The sequence below is a fragment of the Spirosoma lituiforme genome, from assembly GCF_054776635.1.
The window spans coordinates 129,600-155,666 of the sequence record NZ_BAAHBO010000009.1 but is presented as its reverse complement, the minus strand read 5'-3'; the positions used below and the strand labels follow the sequence as shown (position 1 = coordinate 155,666).

General features: G+C 51.1%; 20 protein-coding genes and 2 pseudogenes. 16 read left to right on the top strand and 6 right to left on the bottom strand.

Going from position 1 to position 26,067, the window contains the following annotated elements; translation table 11 throughout:
- Positions 1 to 3: 3 nt before the first annotated feature.
- The 13 genes and pseudogenes from ACYU87_RS24175 (at position 4) to ACYU87_RS24115 (ending at position 17,665) form a co-directional block, all read left to right on the top strand.
- Positions 4 to 3,492, top strand: coding sequence for a SusC/RagA family TonB-linked outer membrane protein (locus tag ACYU87_RS24175; RefSeq protein WP_461136597.1), 3,489 nt, complete (start codon positions 4 to 6; stop codon positions 3,490 to 3,492).
- A 40-nt stretch (positions 3,493 to 3,532) separates the two neighbouring features.
- Positions 3,533 to 4,978, top strand: coding sequence for a RagB/SusD family nutrient uptake outer membrane protein (locus ACYU87_RS24170; RefSeq protein ID WP_461136596.1), 1,446 nt, complete (start codon positions 3,533 to 3,535; stop codon positions 4,976 to 4,978).
- A 62-nt stretch (positions 4,979 to 5,040) separates the two neighbouring features.
- Complete coding sequence (locus ACYU87_RS24165) at positions 5,041 to 7,149, top strand: alpha-galactosidase (protein ID WP_461136595.1); 2,109 nt, start codon at positions 5,041 to 5,043, stop codon at positions 7,147 to 7,149.
- An 11-nt stretch (positions 7,150 to 7,160) separates the two neighbouring features.
- The gene (locus ACYU87_RS24160; protein WP_461136594.1) at positions 7,161 to 8,201 is read left to right on the top strand and encodes a zinc-dependent alcohol dehydrogenase; all 1,041 of its coding nucleotides are present in this window, start codon (positions 7,161 to 7,163) and stop codon (positions 8,199 to 8,201) included.
- Positions 8,202 to 8,209: 8 nt separating this feature from the next.
- Complete coding sequence (locus ACYU87_RS24155) at positions 8,210 to 9,136, top strand: dihydrodipicolinate synthase family protein (protein WP_461136593.1); 927 nt, start codon at positions 8,210 to 8,212, stop codon at positions 9,134 to 9,136.
- The gene (locus ACYU87_RS24150) at positions 9,136 to 10,773 is read left to right on the top strand and encodes a sodium:solute symporter family transporter (RefSeq protein ID WP_461136592.1); all 1,638 of its coding nucleotides are present in this window, start codon (positions 9,136 to 9,138) and stop codon (positions 10,771 to 10,773) included. The genes ACYU87_RS24155 and ACYU87_RS24150 overlap by 1 nt, the downstream gene beginning before the upstream one ends.
- Positions 10,766 to 11,581: an MBL fold metallo-hydrolase gene (locus tag ACYU87_RS24145; protein ID WP_461136591.1), complete on the top strand. Its 816-nt coding sequence runs from the start codon at positions 10,766 to 10,768 to the stop codon at positions 11,579 to 11,581. The genes ACYU87_RS24150 and ACYU87_RS24145 overlap by 8 nt, the downstream gene beginning before the upstream one ends.
- A complete protein-coding gene (locus ACYU87_RS24140) occupies positions 11,574 to 12,740 on the top strand; it encodes a mandelate racemase/muconate lactonizing enzyme family protein (RefSeq protein ID WP_461136590.1) in 1,167 nt (388 codons plus the stop codon). The genes ACYU87_RS24145 and ACYU87_RS24140 overlap by 8 nt, the downstream gene beginning before the upstream one ends.
- Positions 12,741 to 13,688 (top strand): aldose epimerase family protein, encoded by a 948-nt coding sequence (locus ACYU87_RS24135; RefSeq protein ID WP_461136589.1) that lies wholly within the window; start codon positions 12,741 to 12,743, stop codon positions 13,686 to 13,688.
- An 11-nt stretch (positions 13,689 to 13,699) separates the two neighbouring features.
- Positions 13,700 to 14,722, top strand: a complete 1,023-nt coding sequence (locus ACYU87_RS24130) for a PfkB family carbohydrate kinase (protein ID WP_461136588.1) — start codon at positions 13,700 to 13,702, stop codon at positions 14,720 to 14,722.
- Between the two features lie 6 nt (positions 14,723 to 14,728).
- Complete coding sequence (locus ACYU87_RS24125; protein WP_461136587.1) at positions 14,729 to 15,379, top strand: bifunctional 4-hydroxy-2-oxoglutarate aldolase/2-dehydro-3-deoxy-phosphogluconate aldolase; 651 nt, start codon at positions 14,729 to 14,731, stop codon at positions 15,377 to 15,379.
- 39 nt (positions 15,380 to 15,418) lie between these two features.
- Positions 15,419 to 16,525, top strand: a pseudogene (locus ACYU87_RS24120) (heparinase II/III family protein); the annotation flags it as partial.
- 3 nt (positions 16,526 to 16,528) lie between these two features.
- The gene (locus ACYU87_RS24115) at positions 16,529 to 17,665 is read left to right on the top strand and encodes a heparinase II/III family protein (protein WP_461136627.1); all 1,137 of its coding nucleotides are present in this window, start codon (positions 16,529 to 16,531) and stop codon (positions 17,663 to 17,665) included.
- 191 nt (positions 17,666 to 17,856) lie between these two features.
- On the opposite strand, the pseudogene ACYU87_RS24110 reads toward ACYU87_RS24115, so the two are convergent.
- Positions 17,857 to 18,567 (bottom strand): annotated as a pseudogene (locus ACYU87_RS24110) (Tn3 family transposase); the annotation flags it as partial.
- Between the two features lie 61 nt (positions 18,568 to 18,628).
- On the opposite strand from ACYU87_RS24110, the gene ACYU87_RS24105 reads away from it, so the two are divergent.
- Positions 18,629 to 19,126, top strand: a complete 498-nt coding sequence (locus ACYU87_RS24105) for a hypothetical protein (protein ID WP_461116848.1) — start codon at positions 18,629 to 18,631, stop codon at positions 19,124 to 19,126.
- The gene (locus tag ACYU87_RS24100) at positions 19,029 to 19,952 is read left to right on the top strand and encodes an IS3 family transposase (RefSeq protein WP_461116847.1); all 924 of its coding nucleotides are present in this window, start codon (positions 19,029 to 19,031) and stop codon (positions 19,950 to 19,952) included. The genes ACYU87_RS24105 and ACYU87_RS24100 overlap by 98 nt, the downstream gene beginning before the upstream one ends.
- A gap of 128 nt (positions 19,953 to 20,080) precedes the next feature.
- Here ACYU87_RS24100 and ACYU87_RS24095 read toward each other — a convergent pair whose 3' ends face one another.
- Complete coding sequence (locus ACYU87_RS24095) at positions 20,081 to 20,443, bottom strand: hypothetical protein (protein ID WP_461136586.1); 363 nt, start codon at positions 20,441 to 20,443, stop codon at positions 20,081 to 20,083.
- Between the two features lie 140 nt (positions 20,444 to 20,583).
- A complete protein-coding gene (locus ACYU87_RS24090; protein WP_461116844.1) occupies positions 20,584 to 21,027 on the bottom strand; it encodes a hypothetical protein in 444 nt (147 codons plus the stop codon).
- Positions 21,028 to 21,513: 486 nt separating this feature from the next.
- On the opposite strand from ACYU87_RS24090, the gene ACYU87_RS24085 reads away from it, so the two are divergent.
- Entirely contained in the window at positions 21,514 to 22,677 is a 1,164-nt protein-coding gene (locus tag ACYU87_RS24085; RefSeq protein WP_461116843.1) for an acyltransferase family protein, read from the top strand.
- 87 nt (positions 22,678 to 22,764) lie between these two features.
- On the opposite strand, the gene ACYU87_RS24080 is transcribed toward ACYU87_RS24085, so the two are convergent.
- The 3 genes from ACYU87_RS24080 to ACYU87_RS24070 form a co-directional block, all read right to left on the bottom strand.
- Positions 22,765 to 23,238, bottom strand: coding sequence for a hypothetical protein (locus ACYU87_RS24080; protein WP_461116842.1), 474 nt, complete (start codon positions 23,236 to 23,238; stop codon positions 22,765 to 22,767).
- Positions 23,239 to 23,389: 151 nt separating this feature from the next.
- Positions 23,390 to 25,039 carry a hypothetical protein gene (locus ACYU87_RS24075; protein WP_461116841.1) on the bottom strand — a complete coding sequence of 550 codons (1,650 nt, stop codon included), beginning with the start codon at positions 25,037 to 25,039 and terminating at the stop codon, positions 23,390 to 23,392.
- Positions 25,040 to 25,304: 265 nt separating this feature from the next.
- A complete protein-coding gene (locus tag ACYU87_RS24070) occupies positions 25,305 to 26,012 on the bottom strand; it encodes a hypothetical protein (protein WP_461136585.1) in 708 nt (235 codons plus the stop codon).
- Positions 26,013 to 26,067: the final 55 nt, after the last annotated feature.

Below are 26,067 nucleotides of genomic sequence, written 5' to 3'. Positions count from 1 at the left end.
AGTATGTCTAAAATTCTAAAACACGAAACCATTGCTTTTGTCATGAAGGTTTCGCTTCTCCAATTCCTGTTGACCAGTTTTTTGCTCAATGCCACGCTGGCTGCCGATGCGCAGGAAGTGTTGGAGCAGCGGGTAACGCTCCGGCTGGAAAACATCTCGATCAGGCAGGTACTTTCTACGCTGGAAAAAACTGCCCACGTAAAGTTTGTGTATAGCCGGGAGATGATTCGTCCGGATCAGAAAGTTACGGTTAACGCGACCGATGAGCGGCTGGGTACGTTACTGGACCAATTTCTGACACCCCTCCGGGTCAGCTACGTAGTCACCGGCAATCAGGTAGCCCTTGTACGTCGTTCGTTTACATCAGGTGATGATCTAACACCCACTAAGTCAGTCATGTCTTCATCGGGTATAAGCACCGATCAGACCATCACCGGAACGGTCACCGATGACAAAAATGAACCACTGCCCGGTGTAAGCATTGTGCTCAAAGGCACCCAGCAGGGAACCACCAGCGACAGTCGGGGCGCATTTCGAATTAGTGTGCCTGATGGATCGGCTACGCTGATATTCAGCTTTGTAGGCTACTTGGCGAAGGAAGTCAACGTGGGTAATAAGACCGAAATAACGGTAGCATTATCGGTTGACGACAAAACGCTGAACGAAGTGGTCGTGGTGGGGTATGGCGAGCAGGCCAAAAAAGAACTGACAACGGCCATCGCCAAAGTGTCTGGCAAAGACATCAACCGATTGCCGGTATCGACACCGGGCGAAGCACTGGCCGGACTGGCGGCCGGTGTACAGGTGCAGTCGGGGCGGGGAGGCTCGCCGGGCGATGCGCCTACCATCCGCATCCGGGGAGCCGGTTCGCTGGGAGCGGGCAATGATCCGTTGTACGTGGTGGATGGCTATCCGTTGCAAAATGCCGCCCAGTTTACCCGCATGAGCCCAACCGATATTGAATCGATTGAAATCCTAAAGGATGCCGCATCAGCGGCTATTTATGGCTCCCGGGCGGCTAACGGCGTGGTGATCGTCACGACGAAACGGGGGAAAGCGGGGGTCACCCGTTTTAATTTCAATGCCTACACGGGTGTACAGCAGGTAGCCCGGAAGATTGACGTCATGAATAAACAGCAATACCTGGCCTATGCGAAGGAAGCGGCCAGGGTTCGCAATGAACGCTACCCTGACATTTTCGACCGCCCCGACGAACTGCCAGATACGGACTGGCAGGACGTGATCTTTCGGACGGCGCCCATCTCTCAGGTAGACCTGTCGGCGTCGGGCGGTTCGGACAAAACGCGCTTCTCAATATCGGGTAGCTACCTAAATCAGAAAGGAACGCTGATCGGCACCGACTATCAGCTGGCCACGTTCAGGGCCAATGTCGACGCCGATTTAAGCTCCAAGCTGAAAGTAGGGGTAAATTTTGCGCCCTCGTACCTCAAGCAGAACGTTCGACCGGCGGCCGGCACCTACGCAGGAACGACCGATAACGCCATTGCCGGGGTAAGTTTGCCCAGTCCGATCTATTCGGCCCTGGTGATGCCGCCCATTATTCCGGTTCGATTTGCCAACGGCAATTACGGCCAGGCCAATGGCGATCCTAATTTACTTCAGTACGGGTATCTAAACCCTATCAGTAACCTGTACAACCCACTGGCGGTACTTGACCAATTGAAAAACCAGGCCAACAGCTACCGGGTGCTGAGCAATGCGTTTTTGGAATGGGAGCCTCTTAAGAACCTGAAGTTCCGCACGCAGGGTGGTGTTTCACTTGAAATCACCTCCCGTGACACGTACATCCCGCCGACCCTATCTTACGATGGCGCACCAACCGCGAGCTTAACCTCTCCGAACTTCAACGGTATTGTCAGCGAATCAACCAACAACCGGACCATTGACTACCTCTGGGAGAATACGCTGAACTATACCCGGCGGCTCGCTTCCGGACACAACTTTTCCGGGTTGCTGCTGTATTCCATTCAGAAATTTACGTCGTTCAATACATCGGTCAGCGGAAAAACCGGTACGTACACCACCGATCTGGTGCAGAACCCAACGGCCTCAGCAGACCGGATAGGCAACCTGAATTATGGACTCAATGCGTTCATGTCGATGGCGGCCCGAATCAACTACGACTATAAAAGTAAGTATCTCTTCTCGGCGGCTATTCGTCGCGATGGGTCCTCCCGCTTTGGCCCCAACAACCGGTTTGGTACGTTCCCGTCGGTTTCGGTGGGCTGGCGGATTGCCGAAGAACCGTTCATGAGCCGGCAGAATCTGGTCAGTGAATTAAAGGTTCGGGCCAGTTACGGACAAACCGGCAATGCGAACATCGGCGATTTTAGCTGGCTGAGCAGCATTGGCTCTACCAACTACAGCTTTGGCAACCAACGCGTTTTCGGAACGCAGCAGAATGGCTACGCAAACCCCAACTTAACCTGGGAAAAAAACCAGCAGGTCGATCTGGGGCTGGAGGCTGGTTTCTGGCAGGACCGGATCTACCTGACCGTAGACGCCTATGAAAAAATTACGGATGGCATGCTGTTTTCCAAAGACCTGCCTGCTGTTGTAGGCTACGCCAGCAATTTTCAGACGAACATCGGAAAGCTCAGAAACCGCGGACTTGAGCTATCCTTATCCACCCGGAACACCAATCAGGGTAGTGCTATACGCTGGACAACTGATTTCAACATTGCCTTCAACCGGTCCAAAGTACTCGATTTGGGGGGGCGCCAGTCTCTCAACACCAGCGAGGCTACTGGGGGCTGGCCGAATGGCTACCGCATTGAGGTAGGGCAACCACTCGGTAATATGTACGGATTTATCATTGACGGGGTGTTTAAAACCGCTGACGAACTGGCGGCCAGTCCGAAATGGGCGGGCGGATCGCAGGTCGGCGATCTGAAACCCAGGGATGTCAATGGAGACGGCGTCGTAAATGAGTCTGACCGGACCGTGCTGGGTAATGGATTACCTAAATTTACCTACGGCTTCACGAACCGGGTGAACTACAAGGATTTTGACCTGAGCATCATTGTCCAGGGTACGCAGGGTAACAGTATTATCAATGGCAACGCCCGGCATAGTGAAGCCGTTAGTGGTAAGTTCAACGCAATCGCGGCCGTTTACAACAATTACTTTCTGGCCAGCGATCCCACCCGTGATGTCAAGTATCCGCGCAACAACCCTGCCGGAATTACCATACAAAATCAGTTAACCTCTTACGTAGTGTACGACGGATCGTTCCTGCGCGTACGAAACGTGACGCTGGGGTATACACTGCCAGGAGCTTTGCTTAAGCGGGTTAAACTACAATCGGCTCGGGTGTACGTGAGCGGTCAGAATCTGCTGACGTTTACCAAGTACCCGGGATTCAACCCGGAGCCCAGTCAGTACGGCGATTCGGTCTATCAGCCCGGTTCCGACCAGGGTACCTACCCGGCTAACCGCACCTTGACGGCGGGTCTAAACATTGGTTTTTAAGGGATATAACCCGCTTTTTCACTCGATAACTCCGACCACTATGAACCCTGACTTTAAGCTCAAGCCCAGCTTGCTGGCGGCTACGCTACTGATTTTCGCCAGTAGCTGTAGCGAGAGTTTCCTGAATCTTAGTCCCCCGACAACCATACCGGTTTCGCAGTACTTTAAGACCCAGTCCGATATTAACGCAGCCCTGAACGGAGCTTACGGCGGACTGCGGGGTTACTACAGTACGTTTTATGTCATGGCCGAGGTGCCGACCGATAATACCGAATCCAATTCCCGGGCGGATTCCTTCATTGGTGACTTCGACCGCTACAGTTGGGTCGTTACCAACGGAGTCATCACCGACCGCTGGTCTTCCTCGTATTCTATTATCTCGCGGTGTAATATCCTTATTGAAAAAAGTGAAGCGGTACAAATGGATGCTGCCCTAAAAGCCCGCTATCAGGCTGAAGCAAAGTTTTTACGGGCGCTGATGTATTTTAATCTGGTTCGTTATTTTGGGGATGTCCCGATTGTGCTGACGGAAATCAATACCGAAGCCGAAGCCTACACCTACAATCGGGAACCGGTTAGTAAAGTCTACGAGCAAATTGAAAAAGACCTCCTGGAAGCCGCCAGTGTGTTGCCGGTCAGTTATACCGGTGCTGATGTTGGTCGGGCTACGAAAGGAGCAGCCCAGGCCCTGCTCGGTAAAGCCTATCTGACCAGTAAGCAGTTCGATAAGGCGGTGGCTAAACTTAAAGAAGTCATTACGCCAGGTACGTATCGCCTGCTACCGGTATACGATGACGTGTTCAGACCTAATAATGGCAACAATGCTGAGATTGTCTTCTCAGTTCAGTACACCCGAACGGGCAACAAAGAAGGCAGTAATTTCTCGCTCGACTTCGCGCCCACCGGCGCGGGCAGTGACATCGTGACGGGTGGGAATCCATCGTCATTGAATCAGGGCACCCTCGATCTGTTCAATGCTTTTGAAGCAGGTGATAGCCGGAAAAACGTGTCCATACAACGCTTTACGGGGGGCGACATGCCCTACTATACCCGAAAATTTCTGGACCAGCCACCAACGGCCAACGAGAGTGATAACGACTGGCCAGTTATCCGGTATTCCGACGTGCTGCTGATGTATGCCGAAGCGCTCAACGAAACCGGCAATACGACCGACGCTCTGGTTGCGCTCAATCAGGTACGCAGCCGGGCCAACCTGCCCGCTAAGACAAATCTGACGCAGGATGCTTTCCGGTTAGCAGTGGAGCAGGAACGGCGGGTCGAACTTAGTTTTGAGGGCCATCGCTGGTTCGATTTAATCCGCACCGGTCGACTGGTACCGGTGATGACGGCCTACATCGCCAAATACAGAACGTCGGGCGGATACCTGGTGGGGAACTACCAGTTTAGCGCCACCAAAGCATTGTATCCAGTTCCATTCCGGGAACGGAGCCTTAATCCGAACCTCACGCAAAATCCGGGGTACTAAAAATTAATCCAGCCGAAGCTCAACTCATAGGCTTCGGCTGGGTTATCAGGCATCCATTTAGTATGATGAGAATTGTTATAGCTTGGCTGATGGCAGCCATTCCTGGGATGCTATTTGCTCAATCTCAGGAAGCTGGAACGGCGAACACGTTTATCTTCCAGGATTGTCAGGCCCGATGGACTGCTCAGCAGCTCACACTTGGTAATGCGTTTATCCAGCGGCAGTGGCGAATTGACAATGGGCTGTTGGTCAATACGTCCCTTAAAGACAACCTGACGGGCAAAGAGCAGCTGCTGGCGGTAAGCCCCCAGCCGTCACCTGCCCCGGAATTTGATGTTCAGGAAACATGCCGGAAAACCGCGATCACCGCCGATACGAGCAAAGCCGTTGTCGTGGAGACGACGGCCCTGCTGGTCACTATCCAGTCAGACTATGATTCGTACATCCTGACGACCTACTGTAAAATCTATCCCCAGACCCCGGCTATTTCAACCTGGCTGCGGATTGAGCAAAAAACTAAACTTGCTACGGGTACCGTCGGTGGAGAGCGGGCTACGGGTATTGAAGCGGCAAAGCAGACGCAAACGATAAAAACCGACCTGACGGATCTGCTGCTGCTCAACCATGTTCATCGTCAGCTTCGGGCGGTGACCCTCATGGACCATACCGACGACAAAGACAACCTGGTGCAGGTCGATACATACCTGCTGACCAACCCATCGAGTAATGCGTGGTCGGGTAACTTATTCTTTCTGGAGGATCAGTTTACCAAAAACGGGCTGATTTTCCTGAAAGAGGCTCCGCTGCCCTACGCCCGCCCAGTCAAGTCAGAAGCCGATTTACGGCAGAATGCTTCTCAGTTTGCGTTTACCGGACTGGGGGCCGGGGCCGACTCGGTGCGGGAAAGCTACCCGTTTACTATCCTGCTGTACCAGAACGGAGTAGCCGGTCGCACGGCGGTGCTGCAACAGTACCAGCGCCGGTTTAGGGTCTACAACGCCCAGCGGGATGAACTCATTTGGCATTCCATCTGGGGCGATCGTAACCGCGATGGCCGCATGACGGAAGGGTTTCTCTCGAAGGAAATGGCCCTGAACCGGCAGATCGGCATCGACCACCTGTATTTCATCGACGGTTGGCAAAAAGGGCCTTCGTCCAACTCCATCAACCGGGAGAAAGGTGGCCTCTGGGACAATCAGTGGTCAGTCGCCGATTATTGGGAGCCCAACAAAGAACGCTTTCCAAACGGTTTCGACGCCTTGGTTAAGCAGGCAAAGGCCAATGGCTTCAAAATCGGGATGTGGTATAATCCCGACAAGACGAACGATTACGCCAACTGGAAACGGGATACCGACGTGCTGCTTAATTTTCACCGGCGGTTTGGGGCCAATTATTTCAAATACGACGGGGTTGAGTTTACGACCAAAAAAGGAGAGGCAAACCTGCTGCGGGCGATGCACCGGGTGGTGCAGGAAACGAACGGACAGGCAGGTATCGAAATCGACATCACGGCCGGGTTGCGAACAGGGTATTTTGCAGCGATGGCGTACGGAACCCTGTTTCTGGAGAATCGCTATACCGACTGGCGCAAATACTATCCCCACACGACCCTGCGCAATCTCTGGCAGTTATCGCAGTTTGTGGACCCGCGCCGAATGCGGATGGAATTTCTCAACCCCGAACGCAATCAGAAACTGTATCCAAACGACCCGCTGGCACCGGCCCGCTATCCGAAAGATTACGGGCTGGCCGTTACGCTGTTTGCCAAACCGATGGCCTGGTTTGAAACGTCGGGGCTATCCGATTCAACTCGTAAGGCCTTTACAGACCTGCTGACGGTTTATAAGCCACACCAATCGGCCATTCATCAGGGCACTATTTTTCCCATCGGCGACGAACCAACGGGTTTTTCCTGGACGGGTTTTCAATCGCAAACCAGTAAAGCGGAAGGGTACGTCATTGTGTACCGGGAACTCAACCCCGACGGGAGCCGACCGATCAGGCTGTATAATCTGCCCGCCGGCACCTACCGATTCGAGCACCTGAGCGGTGGTGGCAAGAGCTTTCAGGCAAAAACGAATGACAGTGGAACCGTGACATTTTCGCTGCCCACCACCCTGAACTACGGCTTCTTCCGCTATCAACGGGTAACGAGCAGCCCCAAACCTTAATCCAACCTACTATGCGAGCACTGTGCAAAGAATCCCGCCAGCCCGGCAATCTGCAACTAGTCGACATCCCGATTCCGAAACCATCCGGCAATCGGGTGCTGGCTAAGGTTGCCTATGCGGGCATCTGCGGCAGTGACCTGGATATTCTTTACAGCCGCAACACCGTTTATCGACCGCCGGTCGTGCAGGGGCATGAGTTCTCGGCGGTGATCGTGGACGTTGGCGAACAGGTTGCCGACTACCAGATTGGGGATAAAATTGTTTCGGAAACCACTTTTGGTAGCTGCGGCACCTGCCAGATGTGCCGGGACGGCAATTATCACCTGTGCCTGTCGAAAGACATCGTGGGCTGGACCGAAAACGGCGGGTTTGCCGAGTATGTTCTGCTCAACAGCCAGTATCTCCACCGGCTTTCGCCCCAAACCGATCTGCGGGCGGCCGCACTGGTGGAGCCAACCGCTATTGCCGCCGAGGGCGTCCATGTGAAAGGAAAGCTCCGGTCGGGCGAAACCGTAGCGGTGGTTGGCCCTGGCACTATCGGCATTCTGAGTGCTTTGGTCGCTCTTGAGCTGGGGGCAAAATCCGTGTACCTCATTGGCCTGCACGACGCGCGGGAGGTGCGCTTCCTTATTGCCACTGAGCTGGGAATTACCCATTGTATCGATTCCAGTACGACCGATCCACTGACCTACATCCTGGATACGAACGGGGGCGACAAACCCGATTTAGTTATCGATGCTACGGGGACAATCAGCGGCTTTGGGCTGGCTCTGGAACTGGTCAAACGAAACGGCCGGATTGTGGAAGCCGGCTCTATCACGACAGATACCCCGTTCCCCTGGGAAAAGGCCGCTTATGCAGCCGTCGACCTCTATTTTGTGTTCTCTTCGTCCCATCAGGCCTGGGAGACAGCAGTTCAAATTTTTAACACCTCCGCGGTCGATTACACCCGACTCATCACCGCTATTTACCCGCTCGCCGACTACCAGCAAGCGTTTTCTCTGGCCGCCAACCCGGCTCGAAGCTTAAAAATACTATTTGACCCCAGCTAACTATTCGTATGGAACTACACGGAATTTGCCCGGCCATTGCTACCCCTTTTACCGAAACCGGTGCTGTCGATTTCGACAGCTACCGGAACCTCGCCCGGCATTTGCTGCAGGGCGGCTGTCACGGCATAACCCTTTTTGGTATTGCCGGTGAGTACTACAAGCTGACCGAGCCGGAAGAGAAACAGCTTATTAAAATCACGGTCGAGGAATGCCGAAAAGCTGGCGCGGCTTCCATCATTTCAATTACCCGCCATGCCACCGAGGTAGCTGTCGACTGGGCGAGGTACGTCGAAGATGAAGGGGCTGACTGCCTGATGCTGCTGCCTCCTTTCTTTCTGAAACCGGCCGCTTCGGGCATTTTTGACCATATCCGCCAGGTGGGGCAGGCCGTCAGCGTACCCATCATGGTACAATACGCCCCCGAACAAACGGGGGTTGCCATCGACCCGGCCATGCTGGTTCAGCTGGGGCAGGAGGTAGAAAACATCAGCGTATTTAAAATTGAGAATAAGCCATCGGGCAAATACATCTCGAACCTGCTGAAGGCGTCGGGCAACAAAGCCCGCATTTTCATCGGTAACGCCGGCTTTCAGATGATTGAAGGGCTCGACCGGGGGGCTGTGGGCGTCGTGCCGGGCTGTTCCATGTATGACCTCTATCTGAGCATTTACAACGAATACCGGGCCGGCAACCGGGCAAAAGTCTTTGAACTGCACAACATGCTCAACGCCATGCTGAACCACATCCGGCAGGACGTGGAAATGATTATTGCCTACGAAAAGAAGATCCTGAAACGCCGGGGTATTATTGCCAGCGACTACTGCCGGAAGCCCACGCACCAGCCCGACGAAATTTACCTGAGTCTGTTTGATGAGTATTACGAACAGATTCAGCCCTACTTCACCGAGTTCGTTCATCAAACCACGCCAGCCTAATGGATTTCCTCACCATCGGCGTGTTCGTCGTCTATTTTGCGGGTATCCTGGCTATCGGCCTACGGGCAGGTCGACGGGAAAAGAAGACGGCAGATGATTACTTTCTGGCCGGGCGCCGGTTGCCCTGGTACGCCGTTGGGCTGTCGATGGCTGGTGCCAACTTCTCGACGGAGCACTTCATTGGCATGGTGGGAACGGCCTACTTCATGGGCGTGGCTCCGGCCAACTGGGAGTTGATTGCTTTCGTGCCGCTCAGTCTGCTGATTTTTATTTTCCTGCCCTATTATTTCCGAAAGAAGATTTACACGGTTCCTCAGTTTCTGGAAAACCGGTTTAACGGCACCACCCGGCTTATTTTTGCCGGAATCATCATTGTCCATAGCATTATTGCCATTTTGGCGGGGGTGCTTTACGGTGGGGGGCTGATCTTTCAGGAATTGTTCGCGCACGATGAAGTTCGACTGACCGAAGCAGGTCAGATTAGCTCCTCGCTATTGCTGGGGATTGGCGTACTGGCCGTTACAACCGGTATTTACAGCGTGAAAGGTGGTCTGGCTGCCGTGGTCTGGACTGACGTGGTGCAAGTCATCATCCTCATCATTGGCGGAAGCGTAGTTACGGCCATCGCCATCAACCGAGTGGGGGGCTGGGACGAGCTTTGGCGGTTGAATAAGCAACTGGCCAGCGGACGCATTCATCTGTTTCAACCCGCCACCGACCCCATTGCGCCCTGGACGGGCGTGGCTACCATCTGGCTGACCATCAGCATCTGGTACAACTGCGCCAATCAGTTCTACATTCAGCAGTGTTTTGCCGCCCGCAGCGAGTGGGATGCCCGCATGGGCATCGTGCTGGTAGCCACGGTGAAACTGCTCAAGCCGCTGATTGTGGTGGTACCGGGCATGGCGGCCCTGCTTATTTTTGGCCAGGGTGTGCCGCAGGACAAAGTGTTCGTGAAAATGGTGCAGGAACTGGTGCCCGTCGGCATCCGATCCATTGTCCTTACCGGCATGGCGGCTGGTATCATGTCTACCATTTCGAGCGTGCTCAACAGTATCTCCACCATTTTCACCATCGACATTTTTCAACGCTATCTGCGCCCACAGGCTTCTCAGCAGCAGTTGGTGCGGGTGGGTCGGTGGACGGTGGCCGTGGCGTTGCTGCTGGCTACCCTGATTGCGCCGTTCATTTTACTACTTGGCAAAGGATTGTTTGTCTATATCCAGGACCTGGCAACCTATTTCGCTCCGCCTATTTCGGTCATTTTTCTGCTGGGGATTCTCTGGAAGAGAGCTTCGGCACGAGCCGCCAACTGGACACTGGTTGCCGGAATTGCCTTTGGCATATTCCTTAAAGTAATCACTCCACAACTACCGGCCAGCCTGTCGATCCTGCTGACTCCTTTCCTGAACCGGGCATTTGTGAGCTGGTTGTTTTCGCTTTCCGTGATGGTCTCGGTATCGTTCCTGGGCAACCGACTCAACCGGAAGCGTCTTGCCGAGGACATTATCTGGAAACCATCCTATATGCAGCTATCAACCGAAGAAAACAGGCGACATAGCGGGATAAGGAATTTTATGGTCTGGTGGAGTATCGCCTTGGCCCTGCGCATTATCGTGTATATTGTTTATGCTTGACGATCAACACGAAAACGGTATGTCGCTAATGCAATCCATTCGTTCGACCCTTGTGCCACCCTCAGCGGTGGTGTTATGGTGGCTGGGGCAGTCTGGCTTTTTTGTGAAACTGGCCAATGGCAGGATTTTGCTGATGGATGCCTATCTGTCTGACTCGGTGGCAAAACAAAATCCGGCTTTTCACCGGCTGACGCCTGTTCCGCTGCTCCCCGAAGCCGTTGTCTGCGACTACTATCTGTGTTCGCACAACCACCTCGACCACGCCGACCCCGAAACGATTGCCCGGCTGGTCAGCCGGGAGTCGATGGTGTTTATTGGTCCCCGAAATGTGTTGTCCATGTTGCGGGAGTTAGGATTGAAGGATTCAAACTGCCTGCTGCTGGAAGCCGGTGAGACGCTGCTACTGGATGGCTGTAGGCTGACCGGTTCGTTCTGTATACCCAACGAAGACCGGGTACTGGACTCGATTGGGTTTGTTCTTCAAGCCGAAAACGGACCCACCCTGTATCATACCGGAGACACGGCGTATCACCCCTTTCTGCACTACCTGAAAAAGTTTGAGGTCGATGTGCTGCTGACCTGCATCAATGGGAAGTATGGAAATCTCGGTGCTACCGAAAGCTACGAACTGGCAATTGCATTACAGCCCACCACCGTTGTGCCTACTCATTATGATATGTTCGTCCTGAATGGGGCAGATCCGGCCGCGTTTGCCCGACTATTTTCCCATCAACCAGCTATAAAATGTGTCGTCCCCTCCGTTGGCGAACCCATCATTTGTTATTCAAAACCTAAGCATTATGACTGATAAAATTAATAAGGTTGACGTATTCCCTATTTCAATACCCCGTGATGTTCCGTACCTGGGACCATTGGAATCGGGTAATGTTCAAAATAAACAGGGGTATTTCATCCGGCCCGGCAACAACAGCGTGTACCACATCAGCGACCAGAGTGTGCTGGTGAAAATTACGACCGAGAGTGGACAGTATGGGTGGGGAGAATGCGTTGGCTTTGTAGTGCCGGAGGTAGCGGTCGTTCTCATAAGGGAGCTGCTCGGCCCTTTGCTCATTGGCCGCGATCCCCACGACGGGGTGCAGATTTACGAAGACCTGTACAACGCCATGCGGGTGCGGGGCTTTTTTGGGGGCTACTACCACGATGCCATAGCGGCTATCGACATCGCCCTATGGGACTTACGTGGCAAATTAACCGGTCTGCCCATTTGTAAACTACTCGGTTCGCAACGGCACGACCGGCTACCGGCCTACGTGTCGGGTTTGCCCAAACCAACTATTGCCGAACGCGCTGACCTCGCCAAAAGCTGGATCGACAAAGGCTTTGACGCATTTAAGTTTGCCTCGGCCGTTTCGCACGACGGTATTGTAGCCGAAATGGAAGCCCTGCGGAAAGCTGTCGGCGATACGACCCATATCCTGATCGATATGCACTGGAAATTTACGGCCGCCGAAGCCATTTCGCTGATTACCCGGCTGGAAGCGTACGGTCTTTACGTAGCCGAAGCCCCCGTAAAACCCGAAGACATTAATGGACAGGCGCTGGTGGTGCGGTCGGTGAAAACCCCCGTGGCGATTGGTGAAGAACTCCGGACGGTGTATGAATACCGCCCCCGGTTTGAAGCAGGTTGCATGCACGTAATTCAGCCCGAAATGGGCCGCACCGGGATCACTTCGTTTTGGAATATATGCCAGATGGCGGTCGCGTTTAACCAGACTGTGATGCCCCATGCTAGCATTGGCGTTGGTATTTTTCAGGCAGCCAGCCTGCAGGTCTCGGCCGCGTTGCCCAATCTGGTCTACCATGAGTATCAGCATTCCATTTTCGACAAAAACCTGCCTTATCTGCGCGGTAACATGCGTTGTGAGGAAGGGTTCTTTTACCTGCCCGACGGGCCGGGATTAGGGGTGGAGCCGACTGATGAACTATTCACTTTTATAAAAAAATAAATGTCCGCTCGTCCCGCATCGGTTGACCGAATCCGCCTGAGTACCCAAACCGGTGGTGCGTCGATGGTTGTGGCACCGGCCTGGGGCGGGCGGGTATGCGCCCTGCTATTGCCGCTGAATGGTATGGGCCATTCGGTTCTTGATGGCTTTGCCGACGAAGAAGTTATTCAGGACGACCAGCGGTATAAAAGTGCTCCGCTCATTCCGTTTCCCAATCGGGTCAATGGCGGCAGGTACGTTTTTGAGGGAGAAACGTACCAGTTACCCATCAACGAAGCCCGGCATGGGCACGCCATCCACGGCCTACTATACAACCGTCCAATGACGGTTGAGGACATGCAAGTTACCGACCAGACGGCTCAGCTAGGGTTGACGTACGCCTACGACGATGTCGTGAGTGGCTATCCCTTTCCCTTTGAACTTGCCGTGACGTACTGGGTCAGTGAGGAGGACGGGTTTCGGTGCGCCACCCAGATACGTAACACAGACTCGACGGCCATGCCGCTGGGGGTTGGCTGGCATCCGTACCTGAGTTTGCCGGGCGGTATCGCTAACTGGACAATGCAATTGCCTGATTGTCAAATTTATAAGCTGGATGATGTTTCTATTCCAACTGGTAGCAAAGAAAACTATTCGAGGTTTGTGGTGCCAACCCGGCTTGCGGATATTCACCTGAATGACTGTTTTGGGCAACTGTCGGCAGCAGGCCGTAGCGAGATTGTCTTTACCTCGCCAGCCAGCGACAGGCAGTTGGTTTTCTGGATGGAATCAGGCGCTAACCAGTACCGCTATTTCCAGTTATTTACCCCGCCCGACCGTCTTTCCATTGCTGTAGAACCAATGTCGTGTTGCAGTGATGCGGTCAACAACCACGACGGACTGATTCGGGTCGAATCCGGCGATACCTTCATGGCATTCTATGGCCTGCAACTACGCCCCACTTTCTGACGCTCCCAACTATGCCTATCTCTCTAGTTTGTTTTGGTGAAATCATGCTGCGGCTGTCGCCACTCGCTCCGCTCGAACGGCTGGAAAAGACACACGCCCTGAGAATGGATTTTGCCGGTGCTGAATCCAACGTCGCGGTTTCGCTGGCCAAACTGGGTCATACCGCCCGTTTTGTTACCTGTCTTCCCGACAATGGAATCGGTCAGGCGGCTGTCAACAACCTGCGTCAGTTTGGCGTCGACACGCAGTTTATTCGGCGAAGTGGCAGGCGGGTAGGTACGTATTTTATTGAGTATGGCGCTTCACTCCGGGCCACACAGGTAACCTACGACCGCGAAGGTTCGGCCATTGCCCAGGTGGAAGCCGGTGATTTCGACTGGGAGTCAACACTCGCGGGGAACGACTGGCTGATGCTGACGGGAATCACGCCCGCCTTGTCCGAAAGCTGTCGGCAGGAGTGCCTGACCGCGCTGGCTACCGCCCACAAACTGGGGGTTCAGGTGGCGTTTGACCTCAATTTCCGGCGAACACTCTGGAGCCGGGAGGCTGCCCGTTTGGCCTTTGACCAGATTTTGCCCTACGTAAATCTACTGTTTGCCAACGTCGGGTCCGTTGCCGATATATTCGACTGGAACCCAGGCTCTGCCCGGCGGTGGGAGGACCATCAGGAAAGCGCCCGCGAGGCCGTGTCGATACTCCTGCAGTATCATTCATTTGACCGGATAGCCCTTACCATTCGGGACCATTCGTCGGGGGCGCGCCAGAATTGGGGAGGCATCCTGCATGAGAACCAGCAGTTTTATGACAGCCGGTGCTACCCGATTGAGGTGGTCGAGCGGCTCGGCGGTGGCGATGCATTTGCGGCCGGCGTCCTGCACGGCCTGGGGCAACAGTGGAATCATACGCAAACAATCGAGTTTGCCGCAGCAGCCTCCGCCCTGAAACATACGATTCCCGGCGATTTGAATTTGCTTTCGGAACGAGAGATTCTGGAGGTTGCCAACGGCGACATCAGGGGACTTATTAAGCGATAACCAACCATGAGCCGAATCGATACGGTGAACAAAATCATTCAGGAAGGCATTGTCGCCATTCTGCGGTTAAATAAGGAAGCGGGAGCGTTGGCTATCGTCGATGCCTTACAGGCGGGCGGCATCCAGGCACTCGAAATTACGGTTGGGTCGCCCGGCGCGTTACGACTGATTGAAACAATCAGGGAGACGTATCCGCACGTTCTGATTGGAGCCGGTTCGGTGCTTGATTCAGTAATGGCGCAAACTGTAATCCGGGCTGGGGCGCAGTTTCTTGTCACGCCGGTTTCCCGAAAGAGCGTCATTCAGACGGCCCATCGGTACGATGTACCCATCTTTTCGGGCGCATTTTCGCCCGGCGAGATTTTGACGGCCTTTGAACAGGGTGCCGACGTAGTGAAAGTTTTTCCGGCGGAGGTACTTGGCATTCCCTTTTTAAAGGCGATAAAAGCTCCCATGCCCCAATTACGGCTCATGCCTACCGGGGGCGTGACGGCCGACAATGTGGGCGACTGGCTTCGGGCCGGGGCCTGCGCGGTAGGCGTTGGGGGTGCGTTGACCGATAGACACGAAATCGAATCCGGAGAGTACTCCCGGCTCACCGAACGGGCTATTAAGCTTTGCGAACAGGTTCGGCGGGCGCGCCAAACAATAAGCTGATTGGCGCGCAAATCACCCTTACCATTTACTGCTTTTCGTATGTCATACCGAACTACCGGCCGAAGCTGGCTCCCCGTTGCTTTTTCTACCGTATTCCTATTGGTAGCAGCCGTTACGTACTCGTTCGGACAGTTAACGTCCCGGTTACAACTTAACAAGTCGGCTCGGCTGTCGGTTGGTGAGTTCTGCCGACAGAATACGGCGGCAGTCGTTGCCTTTTTTGACCAGATTAACCTGGGTTACCCTGGTTTGAACCCGGTCAGGCAGGCCGTCGATAAAAAGGACTGGCCCAAAGCGTGTCAGGCCCTGTTGGACTATTATCGGACCAACGGCACCAACCCGCACCTTCGTACCTGTAGTGAGCCACTTAGCCAATCTGTCCAGACAGAAGCCAAACTTGCTGGTAAGAATGTCTTTACATTTCAGGGCATTACCGATTCAGTACCGTCCCGCGCGACTGATCATTTGAACTGGTTTCATAAAGGACCGAACAATGACATCGAATGGGCTTACTTCCTGAATCGGATGGGTTATCTCGAAAGTTTACGGACGGCCTACTGCTAGACCGGCGATTCCACCTATGCAGAAGACGTTAACCGGCTGGTTATCGATTGGGTAAGCAGTAATCCAATGCCCGACAGCAATATGACTAACGCAACCTGGCGGGTGCTGGAAGTCGGGTTACGCTTGTTTGGCTCCTGGCCGACGGCGTTCTACGGTCTTCAGCAGGTACCATCGTTTACGCCGGTTGCCCGATTATTGATGCTGATGTCTATATACGACCAAGCCACGTATGTTCGTAAGTTTCACTGGGTTCACCACAATCACGGCGTGATGGAACTGAATGGACTGACGCGGGTAGCCTTGTGTTTTCCTGAATTTAAACACGCCGACGAGTGGTATAAACACGCGCTGGAGAGCATGGGCGAAGAATTTGAGTTCCAGAGTTACCCGGATGGGGCCATGAAGGAGCTTACAAACAGTTACCAGTGGGTAGTGGTTCGGAATTTTTTGGCGTACCTCGACCTCCACAACACCTATTCCAAATCGCTGTCGCCCAGATTCGCCCAGATTGTTGACAACATGATTAACTATATGGTGTATACAGCCCGCCCGGATGGGTTCGGCCTGCTGAACAACGATGCGGATTTGCTCAATAACTTCGAAATCCTTACACCTTTACTCAAGCGTTTCCCGCGGCCCGACTGGCAGTATGTATTTACGCAGGGTAAAGCAGGGAACCGACCGGCCCAAACCTCCAGGCTGTTTCCGTGGGCGGGGCACCTTATTATGCGAAACGGCTGGGGCGAAACAGCTGGGAAAGATCAGTATGCCTTCTTTGACAATGGCCCCTGGGGCACGTCGCATCAGCATAATGATAAACTGCATCTGTCAGTCTATGCGAATGGGCGGGAAATATTGTGTGATGCCGGGCGGATGTACTACAAAATCGACAAGTGGCGCCGGTTTTTTAACCTGTCGGCATCCCATAATGTGATCGCGCTGGATGGCAAAGGGCAGAACAGATACCTGCCCGAGGTTACTTCCCCCCTCGCCGATTCGAGTTACAGCGTGCAGCCCGAAGTGGATTTTAGCCTGGGAACCTATCAGGGTGGTTTCAACGATGAAAATCCCGGCGTAGCCTCCCCGGCACCGACAGTCAGTTCAACGGGAGTACCCGGACGTCACACTCGGGCAGTTGTTTATCTAAAAAACCGGTACTGGATTGTCGTCGATCAGATACAGACTGATAATCCGCGAAACCTGACCGCCTACTGGCATTTCAATCCCGCCTGTTCCGTCATTACAAACGGGTTGTCGGTCCGCACCAATGATTTCGGAACAGGCAATCTGTGTGTAGTGCCGGTTGCCACGGATGCGTGGTCGGTCTCGTTAATTAAAGGGCAGGAAACGCCCTACGTACAAGGCTGGTACAGTGAGCGTTATAACCAGCGGGTGCCGTCGTACTGCGCTGAATACCGCACGAAAATGAGCGGCACATCATCTATATTTGCCTGGATATTGTACCCATCGGCCACTGAAAAAATACCCGACATCGCCACGCAGGTGTTGCCATCTCCAGCTGGAAGCTTTCGGGTAGTCGTCCAGATTCCAGGCGAAAAAACGGTTGAACTGGCACTGAATATGGACGCTGTTCAGTCTGTTCCCTTATCGGATGGCTACACGCTCACCGGGCGTTGTGCGTTACTACGGGAAGGGCAATCGCCCCTGGTTGTTCATGGGACGATCACCGATAAAGATGGAAATGTAGTGCTTAAAAAGTGATTGTATGCTGTAGACTGGACTTGCAACAGTACACTGGAGATTTTTTCAGGCAGCCATCGGAGCGGTGTAAAAATAGGATTCCTGTTGGGCCGGGGTCTGGTAGTTCAGGCTTGAATGCCGCCGTCGGCGATTATACCACGCCTTCTTCTTCCAACGGGGCAGATTTACACGCTAATCAACTAAGACATTAGTTATTCCTTATCAGGACGACGTAAGGGCCGCCGATGTCCACTATCAAACCCAGTTCCATTTTCAAAGCTGTATTTCCCCAATCGGTTGATGTGTTCAAAGCGGCAGGGCGATAGATGCTCAAAATGTGTCTCATCAACCATATAGCCTTCCGATGCCAACTGCCGTAGCACTTCCTGCATATACACCGTGTTCCATAACACAACGCAATTCGCTACAATAGTAAGACTCCAGCTTGATTCCAGCTGCTGCTCGTGCTGTTTGCGCCGGATCACTCCATCGGAGCCGAACCATAACCAGGTCCGAAGACCGTTCAGTTCTTCCCCTTTGTTCAACTGGCCATGAATACGCCGACGCAACGGTTTACTCTGGAGATAACGCAGAATAAAAATCGTTTTGATCAGCTGGCCATAGGCCTGGAGCACATAGGTCAGGTTGTTTTGACGAGGATAGGCCTGAAGCTTGCGGATGAATAATGAGGCTGCTACCTCACCCGATTGAACCGACCCGGCCAACCGCAGCAACTCATCCCAGTGCCGTTCAATGTAATCGGGATTGATGGTTCCCGTGAACTTCAACCCTGGGTAAGTCCAGTCCTTGCCTTTGATTTTGCATAGCCGCTGATCGGCGATATCCCGTAAGCGGGGCGAGAACAAAAGCCCCAGTAGATCGAACAACGCAAAGATAATATCGGTGTAGCCAGCCGTGTCTGACTTGTCCTGGAAAACATTGACCATAAATAGCCAATTTATGGACAGGCTTGTTAAACTACGCATGAAACAACCAGAAGGTGTCATGCGCCAGATTGTCGCCCAAATTCTGCTCGGTCAACTGAACATCGACCAAGCTGCGGAACGTCTAAAAGTTAATCGTAAGACGGTCATGCACTGGATAAGGAAAATTGAAGAGGAAGCCGAGGCCAACAAGCATACGGCCCCAATTGATTTCGAGCAGCCGCCCCCTCCACCAAAACCAACCAGCCTCCCGAAGTCAAAGACAAAATCCCAGGAAGATAAATTACGCGCTAAGGTCTTAGCCTTAGAAGAGCAATTAGAGGAGGCTAATTTCAAGGCACTTTACTATTCCACTTTAGTGCGAATAGCCAAGCATGAGTTAGGGGTGGATATCGAAAAAAAGCCGCCGTGGCCCGGTCCGTTACCAAGCCATCCGGTTCATGCTGACGAATCATCCCAACATTTCGATTCGGCGGCTAGAGGATGTGCTTGGGTTTACCCGGCAGGGTTACTACCAATACTGGCAACGCCAGAATGAGCAGGTAGACGACGACTTAAATGTGTTGCGTCTGGTTAGGCCCATTCGTCGCCAACATCCCAGGATTGGTGGGCGAAAACTCTACTATTTGTTGCAGGATGAATTCTTGGAAAGGGGAATAAAACTGGGTCGGGATGCTTTTTTCGAGCTATTGGCCAGGCATAAGATGCTGATCCGAAGGCGTCGACGAAAAATAAAGACTACCTTTTCAGGCCATCCGTTTCGTAAATATCCAAACCTGATCAAGGATTTAGTCGTAGAAAGACCTAACCAGGTGTGGGTATCGGACATCACGTATTGGTTTACTCAGGGTGGATGCTTTTATATTTCGCTGGTAACTGATGCCTATTCCAAACGAATCATGGGCTACAATGTAGCCCCAACTCTGGGTGCTGTTCATTGCAAAGCAGCTCTAGAAATGGCTCTTAAGAAAATAAAGAAGCGAACGGCTAAAGCCTTGATTCATCATTCTGATCGGGGCCTTCAGTACTGCAGCGCTATTTATATTGGGTTGTTAGATACCTATCATGTTCAGATTAGTATGACGGAGACGGGTGACCCGCTGGAGAACCCTATTGCCGAGCGAGTCAATGGCATATTAAAGAATGAGTATCTGGCTCATCGAGCGGTGTACTCGTTAGTCCATGCTGAGCTGGTTTTAGAGCAGTCCGTCTTTCTTTATAACTACAAACGGCCCCACATGAGCTGTGATATGCTGGTCCCGGACCAGGCGTACAACGGGGAAAAAAAGCTCAAGCGGAGATGGAAAAATTATTATCCCCAAAAGCAGGTGGTCACTATGGCGGATGATAAAAATAGGGGTTAAATTACTGGTCAATAAAAAGATGGATAACCACCAAACGGTCAATACTTTTCAGGACGAGTCATCTCAGAAATCGTCCACAAAAACCTCCGGCTAGTTTTCGGACAAGATATTAATTGAAGAATCAACCCTTAACGAATAGGTTTTCCAATCACTTGTTCCAGGCCGAGCACAAAGTTGTTGAAATCCTCAGGGTATGCGTTTGAACCAATGCATTTTAGCCTCGTTGTTTGGATGAGGATTGATAAACTCCATTGAATACCGTCCATGAGTGGGCTTTCATAATTACTCTGCCAAATCAAACAGGGCTTTACCAGCTCAAGTAGCGCGGAGCTATCTACATTAACAGGTTCCGCCAGTTCCTTAAACCTTGTGGACTGGAAAGGGAATGAAGATCGGTAATACAACCCTTTGTTCTGAGCAATGTGTATTTCGGTATTTACCCCATGATACCATCCGATAAAAAATTGCAAACTAACTGTGTCGTCTTTCATTTTCGGTAACGTTTAGTTATTCAAATTGCCTGGCAGGTCGTATTATTGATGGTTTTTAATGTCCTATCTACTTAATCGTAAGCATGTTAATAGCCAGAGCGCTTCGTACTGGTTTAATTAACAAGTCGTTGGTAGTTATATTAGTAGTAAACGCCACTGGCCACCAGCGGTCTATGAATGATAAGTTCCAGGTGGCTAACCCATTCGTCAAACTCACCGGTGTTTGTATCATGACCGAAGGAGCGACATGCATCATTCAATTGAAGAGTTAATTCCCAATTTGTTCCATCATGGGTTATGCGGGTATCCACAAGATGTTGCCAGCTCAGACAGGGCATGAAGGCATTGTATAATAAAATTGGGTCTACTGGAAGGCGTTCAGCATGTTTGAGAAAATACTCGTTCTCATAGCGGAAACGGGCTTTTTTGGTTAGAAGCAAACTGCCATCCGTATTAAAGTCAGGAAATACAGAACCGTGATAATACAGGAGCTGCTGACGATATGTACGCAACATAGTGAAGTAAGAAGCCCGGTCGCCTACACTGGTAAAGTGAAATCTGATTATGCCTGCGGTTGTTTTCATGAACTATCTTAACATCTGTCAACTGATTGTGGCCAACCTTTATGCCGCTTAACGTATAACTACGGTCGTGAGGCTATACAAGCTGAGGTAAGCATAAAGCTATTTTTAATATTAACCGGGGGGCTTTACCACCTTTATTAGTCGTGCTTTCATGATTTTGCCCCCATTTGTGTTTCGACTACCGTTTAAGCGATCAAGTAATTTTGCTATTAAGTTACGTATGGCAATGTATAAGTCTGAGGATCTTATGGTAAAGTACTCGCGCCAGTGACCCACCTTGAAGGTAAACTATTAGCCCAGTTCAGCTAATTGATAAGGAATCAGGCGTTTTTCTTGATTGTGGATTTTGGCATTTACACTTTCCCAAGTAGTTTACTTTTGATAATAGTTTAAAATATTCACCAATGTTGACCGAAAAAAAACTAATATTACTACCCATATGCAAGGTTATAGAATAATTTACAGTCTATAAAAATACTCAATGTTATGCCAACAACCACGATACGATACTTTCCTGCTTTGACAGGTTTGAGGGCCTGGGCCGTTGGTCTTGTGATACTTGATCATTGGGTTGACGGAATGCACGATTACGGTATGGTAGGAAACGCAGGGGTTTCGCTATTCTTTGTCTTAAGCGGCTTTTTAATCAGTCGTATTTTATTAATTGAAAAACAGCGGGTTGATAGAGGTGATGAACGGTTTTCTTTTCGACGGTTTTTGACCCCCTTTCTAAGGCGCCGAGCCTGGCGTATTTTCCCAATTTATTTTCTTGCTTTGTCAGTCTTACTGGTGGCGGGTGATTCCGTGATCCGGCATCAGGGTATACCTTTCTTTACCTATACCGCCAATTTTTTTCTGGTTACTCATCCGGTTCCTCATCTGGATCACCTGTGGTCTTTGTCGGTTGAGGAACAGTTATACATTCTAATGCCCTTCTTGATATGGCTGACGCCCAGCCAGCAGCTGCCCAAGCTTGGATTGATCCTGATCATCATCAGTTTATTTTTCCGGAGCAGCAGTTACCTTCTTTTTCCCGCAGCGATTTGGTGGCCAGCCAGCTACTGCCTACTACCAGGCTGTTTGGATGGGTATGGCATAGGCTTACTCGTTGCCTGGTACTGGTTATACAGACCTGAACAGTGCCAATCATTTTTCAGCTCATCGATCCTGTTAAACAGTTTATTCATCGCCTGGCCGTCGGTTATTTTGGCTGGCCTGCTCTGGCAGCTTACCGGTCGGGGATTATTCTATTCGCCAGGTATGGCCGCTGGCTTACGCTTTACGGTATCGCTTTACGGGGGATATTTGGTTGGCTATTGTCATCAACCCCTTGGCGTGCTGGGTCGGCTGCTTCTGTTGAATCCCGTTTGTCAATACATTGGCCGGATCAGCTACGGGTTGTATCTATACCATAATCTAATCTTTACTATTCATGCCCCGCAGCAAAGCTATGGTCGCCAGGCCTGGTTGAGAACGGCTGACATCCTGCACATTCGTTCAGTTAATGGATTCACCGAAATTATATTTTACTCAGTGCTACTAATCAGTACAGCCACGTTATCCTGGTTCCTAATTGAAAAACCATTGTTAGGTCGTACGCACAAAAAAAGCTTATTTACCACAGCTACGCTTACTGCTAGTATGGACTAACCAAAAATCAACTAGTGCTCTTTAGAACAATAAATGGGATACTGACACATCAGTATCCCATTTATTGTTCTAAAGAGCACTAGTTTACTAGGTAGCTTTTTTCCAAATCATTGGCAGGGCGATGCTAATCGTGAAGGCAGCGATTAATACTAATCGGATCGTGAAGGAGTACGTTTGATCTTGCAGTGAAGAAACCGCATTAACCATAAACAATAGAAAACCAAGCGATATGGCTAACCCAACAGAGTCCGCCGTCAGGATACCTTTGGCATCGAGTGGTATAACCCAGGTAAATAGTAGCCGAATTCCGTACCAGACATTCCAGAACCAACAACCGTATTGGATCATTTCCAGCGCCAGAAACAGGTAATATTGCCAGGTGTCATCACTGGGACTGCCCAGCATTGACTGCCCCAGTGTGACTAATGCTCCAATCGTTTGAGTGGTCAGAAAAGCAATAATCAGGCGGGAAAAGAACGGCCGGAGCGGAATGTCCGGGATAATCAAGTTGAGCAGCGGAGCCAGCCGAGTGAAAATGAGAGTACCATCAAAAGGTTTCATAGTAGATAAAATAAGTAGACTTGATTACTGTTTACAGTAGCCTGATACTCCTCCGGACCAGCGGACTCTTCCCCATTTTGACTAATAAACCTAGCACTTATGGGTGGGAGGCGAGTTATAATAAGCCTTAAAGTGTATAAGACCATTAATCTTAATTACTACCTGTGAACCGCTTAGCAATAGCTGTTATGTCAGCCGCGTATGAATGAGCGTTTGAAATATCTCTTGAAATTGGTTTGTGAGCAGTTGACTGTTCGAGAAAATCGTTCAACCGTGCATAGGTAAAGTAAACGTCCTCACCTGATTTTATGCGACCAACTTCCCCTTCAGTCATGCCAACCTGTTCACATAACGCCAGCGACTCTTCCCCGTTGATTGTTTGTTGCCAGCTTGGAACTAACCCATTTTCCAACACGAAGTGCGCCGATCGGGCCAAGTGATACATTCCCTGTGCGTACGGAGTTAACTCACGGCTGCAGGTTACCGTAAAGAAAATATCGAAAGCCGCACTGTTCAGCACATTGCCTTGAACATGCGTTATGTGTTGATTAGCATTGATAAGCGCACTAATTCGTTTGGCCTGAAAGACGTTACCTCCGTTAGAGCAGAGCTGAATTTGCAGTTTGGCATCTGGTGTGTCAGCGGTATAATCGTCGTAAAACGCTTCGTACAATAATGCAAGGTCCTTATATGCTTTTTCGTCAATATGATCTAAACTAATAAAATAGCAGCGCCTTTTCCAGCCAGATACTTTTAATGATTCCAGTCGTTTAAGACCGGCTATTTTATCCGTTATTAGCTTAGTAAGGTGACGTCGGTGTTTGGTAACGGCAATATGGGGATCGGCCGTGTAGTTTTCAGTATAAAAAGGCACATAAGCTGGCCTCACGCGTTTGCGACACGCTGAGCAGTAATGAGTGCCTTCATCCGTTTCTTTTTTCCGTTCAGCTAACGCTCGACTAAAACAGTTGGGGCAAGCCTGAATGGAATGCCAGGGTATACTACTTAATAAATCGATGTCAGATTCAGCTAATCGATTTATTAACTCCTCCGTGTTTAATCGGTTAAGATTGGCTAAGCTGCCCTGTTTGATGGCCGTATCTTCTTCAGGAGGCGACAGGGGAGCACTGAAATCCAGTGGATCGTATGAGCCAAGTAAATTCGGGCTGATTTTTTTTAGAAATTTGTTGGCCGTAACCTGACTACTAGATACTAGCAGCGATTCTAGTGTTTCTTCGGCAATATAATCCGATATACTCAGGGTAGGCTCCAGTTCGGCATTCCCCTCATTGAAGCATTCAACTTCTTCATCTGCCGACATTTTTTTACGGGGTATTAACTGACAGCAAATGGTAGAGTCAACAAAGCGGAGCAGCGCCAAATCCATTTCTGCCTCGAAGATAGGGGCCCTCAAGCCATTAATTTGCTTCTTATATTGAGCGTCGAATACGGGTTTTGTTTCTAAAAGGAGATGATAGAATTCCTCATTAATTTCATCAGGGTGCAGGCCCCAGTTATCCATGAGATTGGTTAACAGCAAGGCCGTGAAATAGCGAATATTAGATTCGACAAAATAGGTGTGACGAGCAGAATGTTCACTGAACTGATCGTGCCAAGAGCGGGAATAGGCAGAATCAAATAATCCAGGCTTAAAGGAGTCAACTGGCCGCGTTAGGGAAGAGAAAATTCCACGCTGACGACACGTTTCAATAACAAGGACAGCCTGGTTCAGCTGTTCATCCGTCAACGTTAAGTACTGACGGTACAGGTCAATGGGAAGTTTAATTGTCTCGGCTTTCATAGTTTTGCTGTTTAACTAAGACATTTTGATCAATGGTAATGGAGGAATACCCGCCATTTGTCAACCATTAGCCAGGCCGCATCAATCATTGGTCTAAACCAATGCCATAGGAATGCCAGAAAAATGAATCCAGCAATTAGCCATGTCCAGGTGTAATCGGCTGACCGCCCTGCGGGCAGGGAACGCGTTTTTTTTCGGTCATCTACGCTGACAGTTATTTTGTGCTGAGCGACCATGTTGTTTATTTGTTTTAGTGGTAGTTACTCTACGGCTCAAGTCCATCAAGGATGGCTAACAGTTCACCTCCTGTCAAAATGACAACTGGTGACACGGGTGCGGATGTCAAGGGTGAGGTACCCAGGTAGATTAAAAGTCCCATCAGGTTTTCCAGCTCACACGCTTTATTTAGCCGACTAAATCCATACCGGGAATAGGTATTCCCCTCTGTTTGAATGGATACCAGCACCGGTCGGCCGTCTGCTGTAAATACATTACCCGACTCAATACATGGTTCAAGATTCATCATGACCTCTTTCATGGGTCGGCTTAACCGCCCTTTGTAGGATGGTTTTGTAGGTAGCGCCCCCGTGTTGTCGAGTACCACAAAATCACTGTTGGGTTCAGTCACCTGCAGAGGAGGAAGCTCATAGCGGAGCGCCGGTTCATCCATGCGAACGACGTAATTTACCGCCGAGAGGGCCAGTAGAATCAGGTCATGTAAATCCGTTGCTTCGAGTTGACGCAGGAAATTTAATCGGGCGGATTCTAAAATAGGTTGCTGCTGAAACTCTCGCAGGGAATGCAGGGCCTGGTTTAAGCGGCGGTCAGATTGGTTATCCAAATTATAGGAAGTAGGCTGCCGTTTTGACGGCTGCCGGCCACCGGCTAACATCCACCAGTAATAGATGAGCCAACCGATCAGGCCAGTAAAAACCAGAAGCATAATGCCGCGCTGGGTGGGTGTTATGTCCATAGCCGTGACTAGGTAATGTTTTGAAAAGGGGGAGCGCAGGAGGTTTAGACGAAAT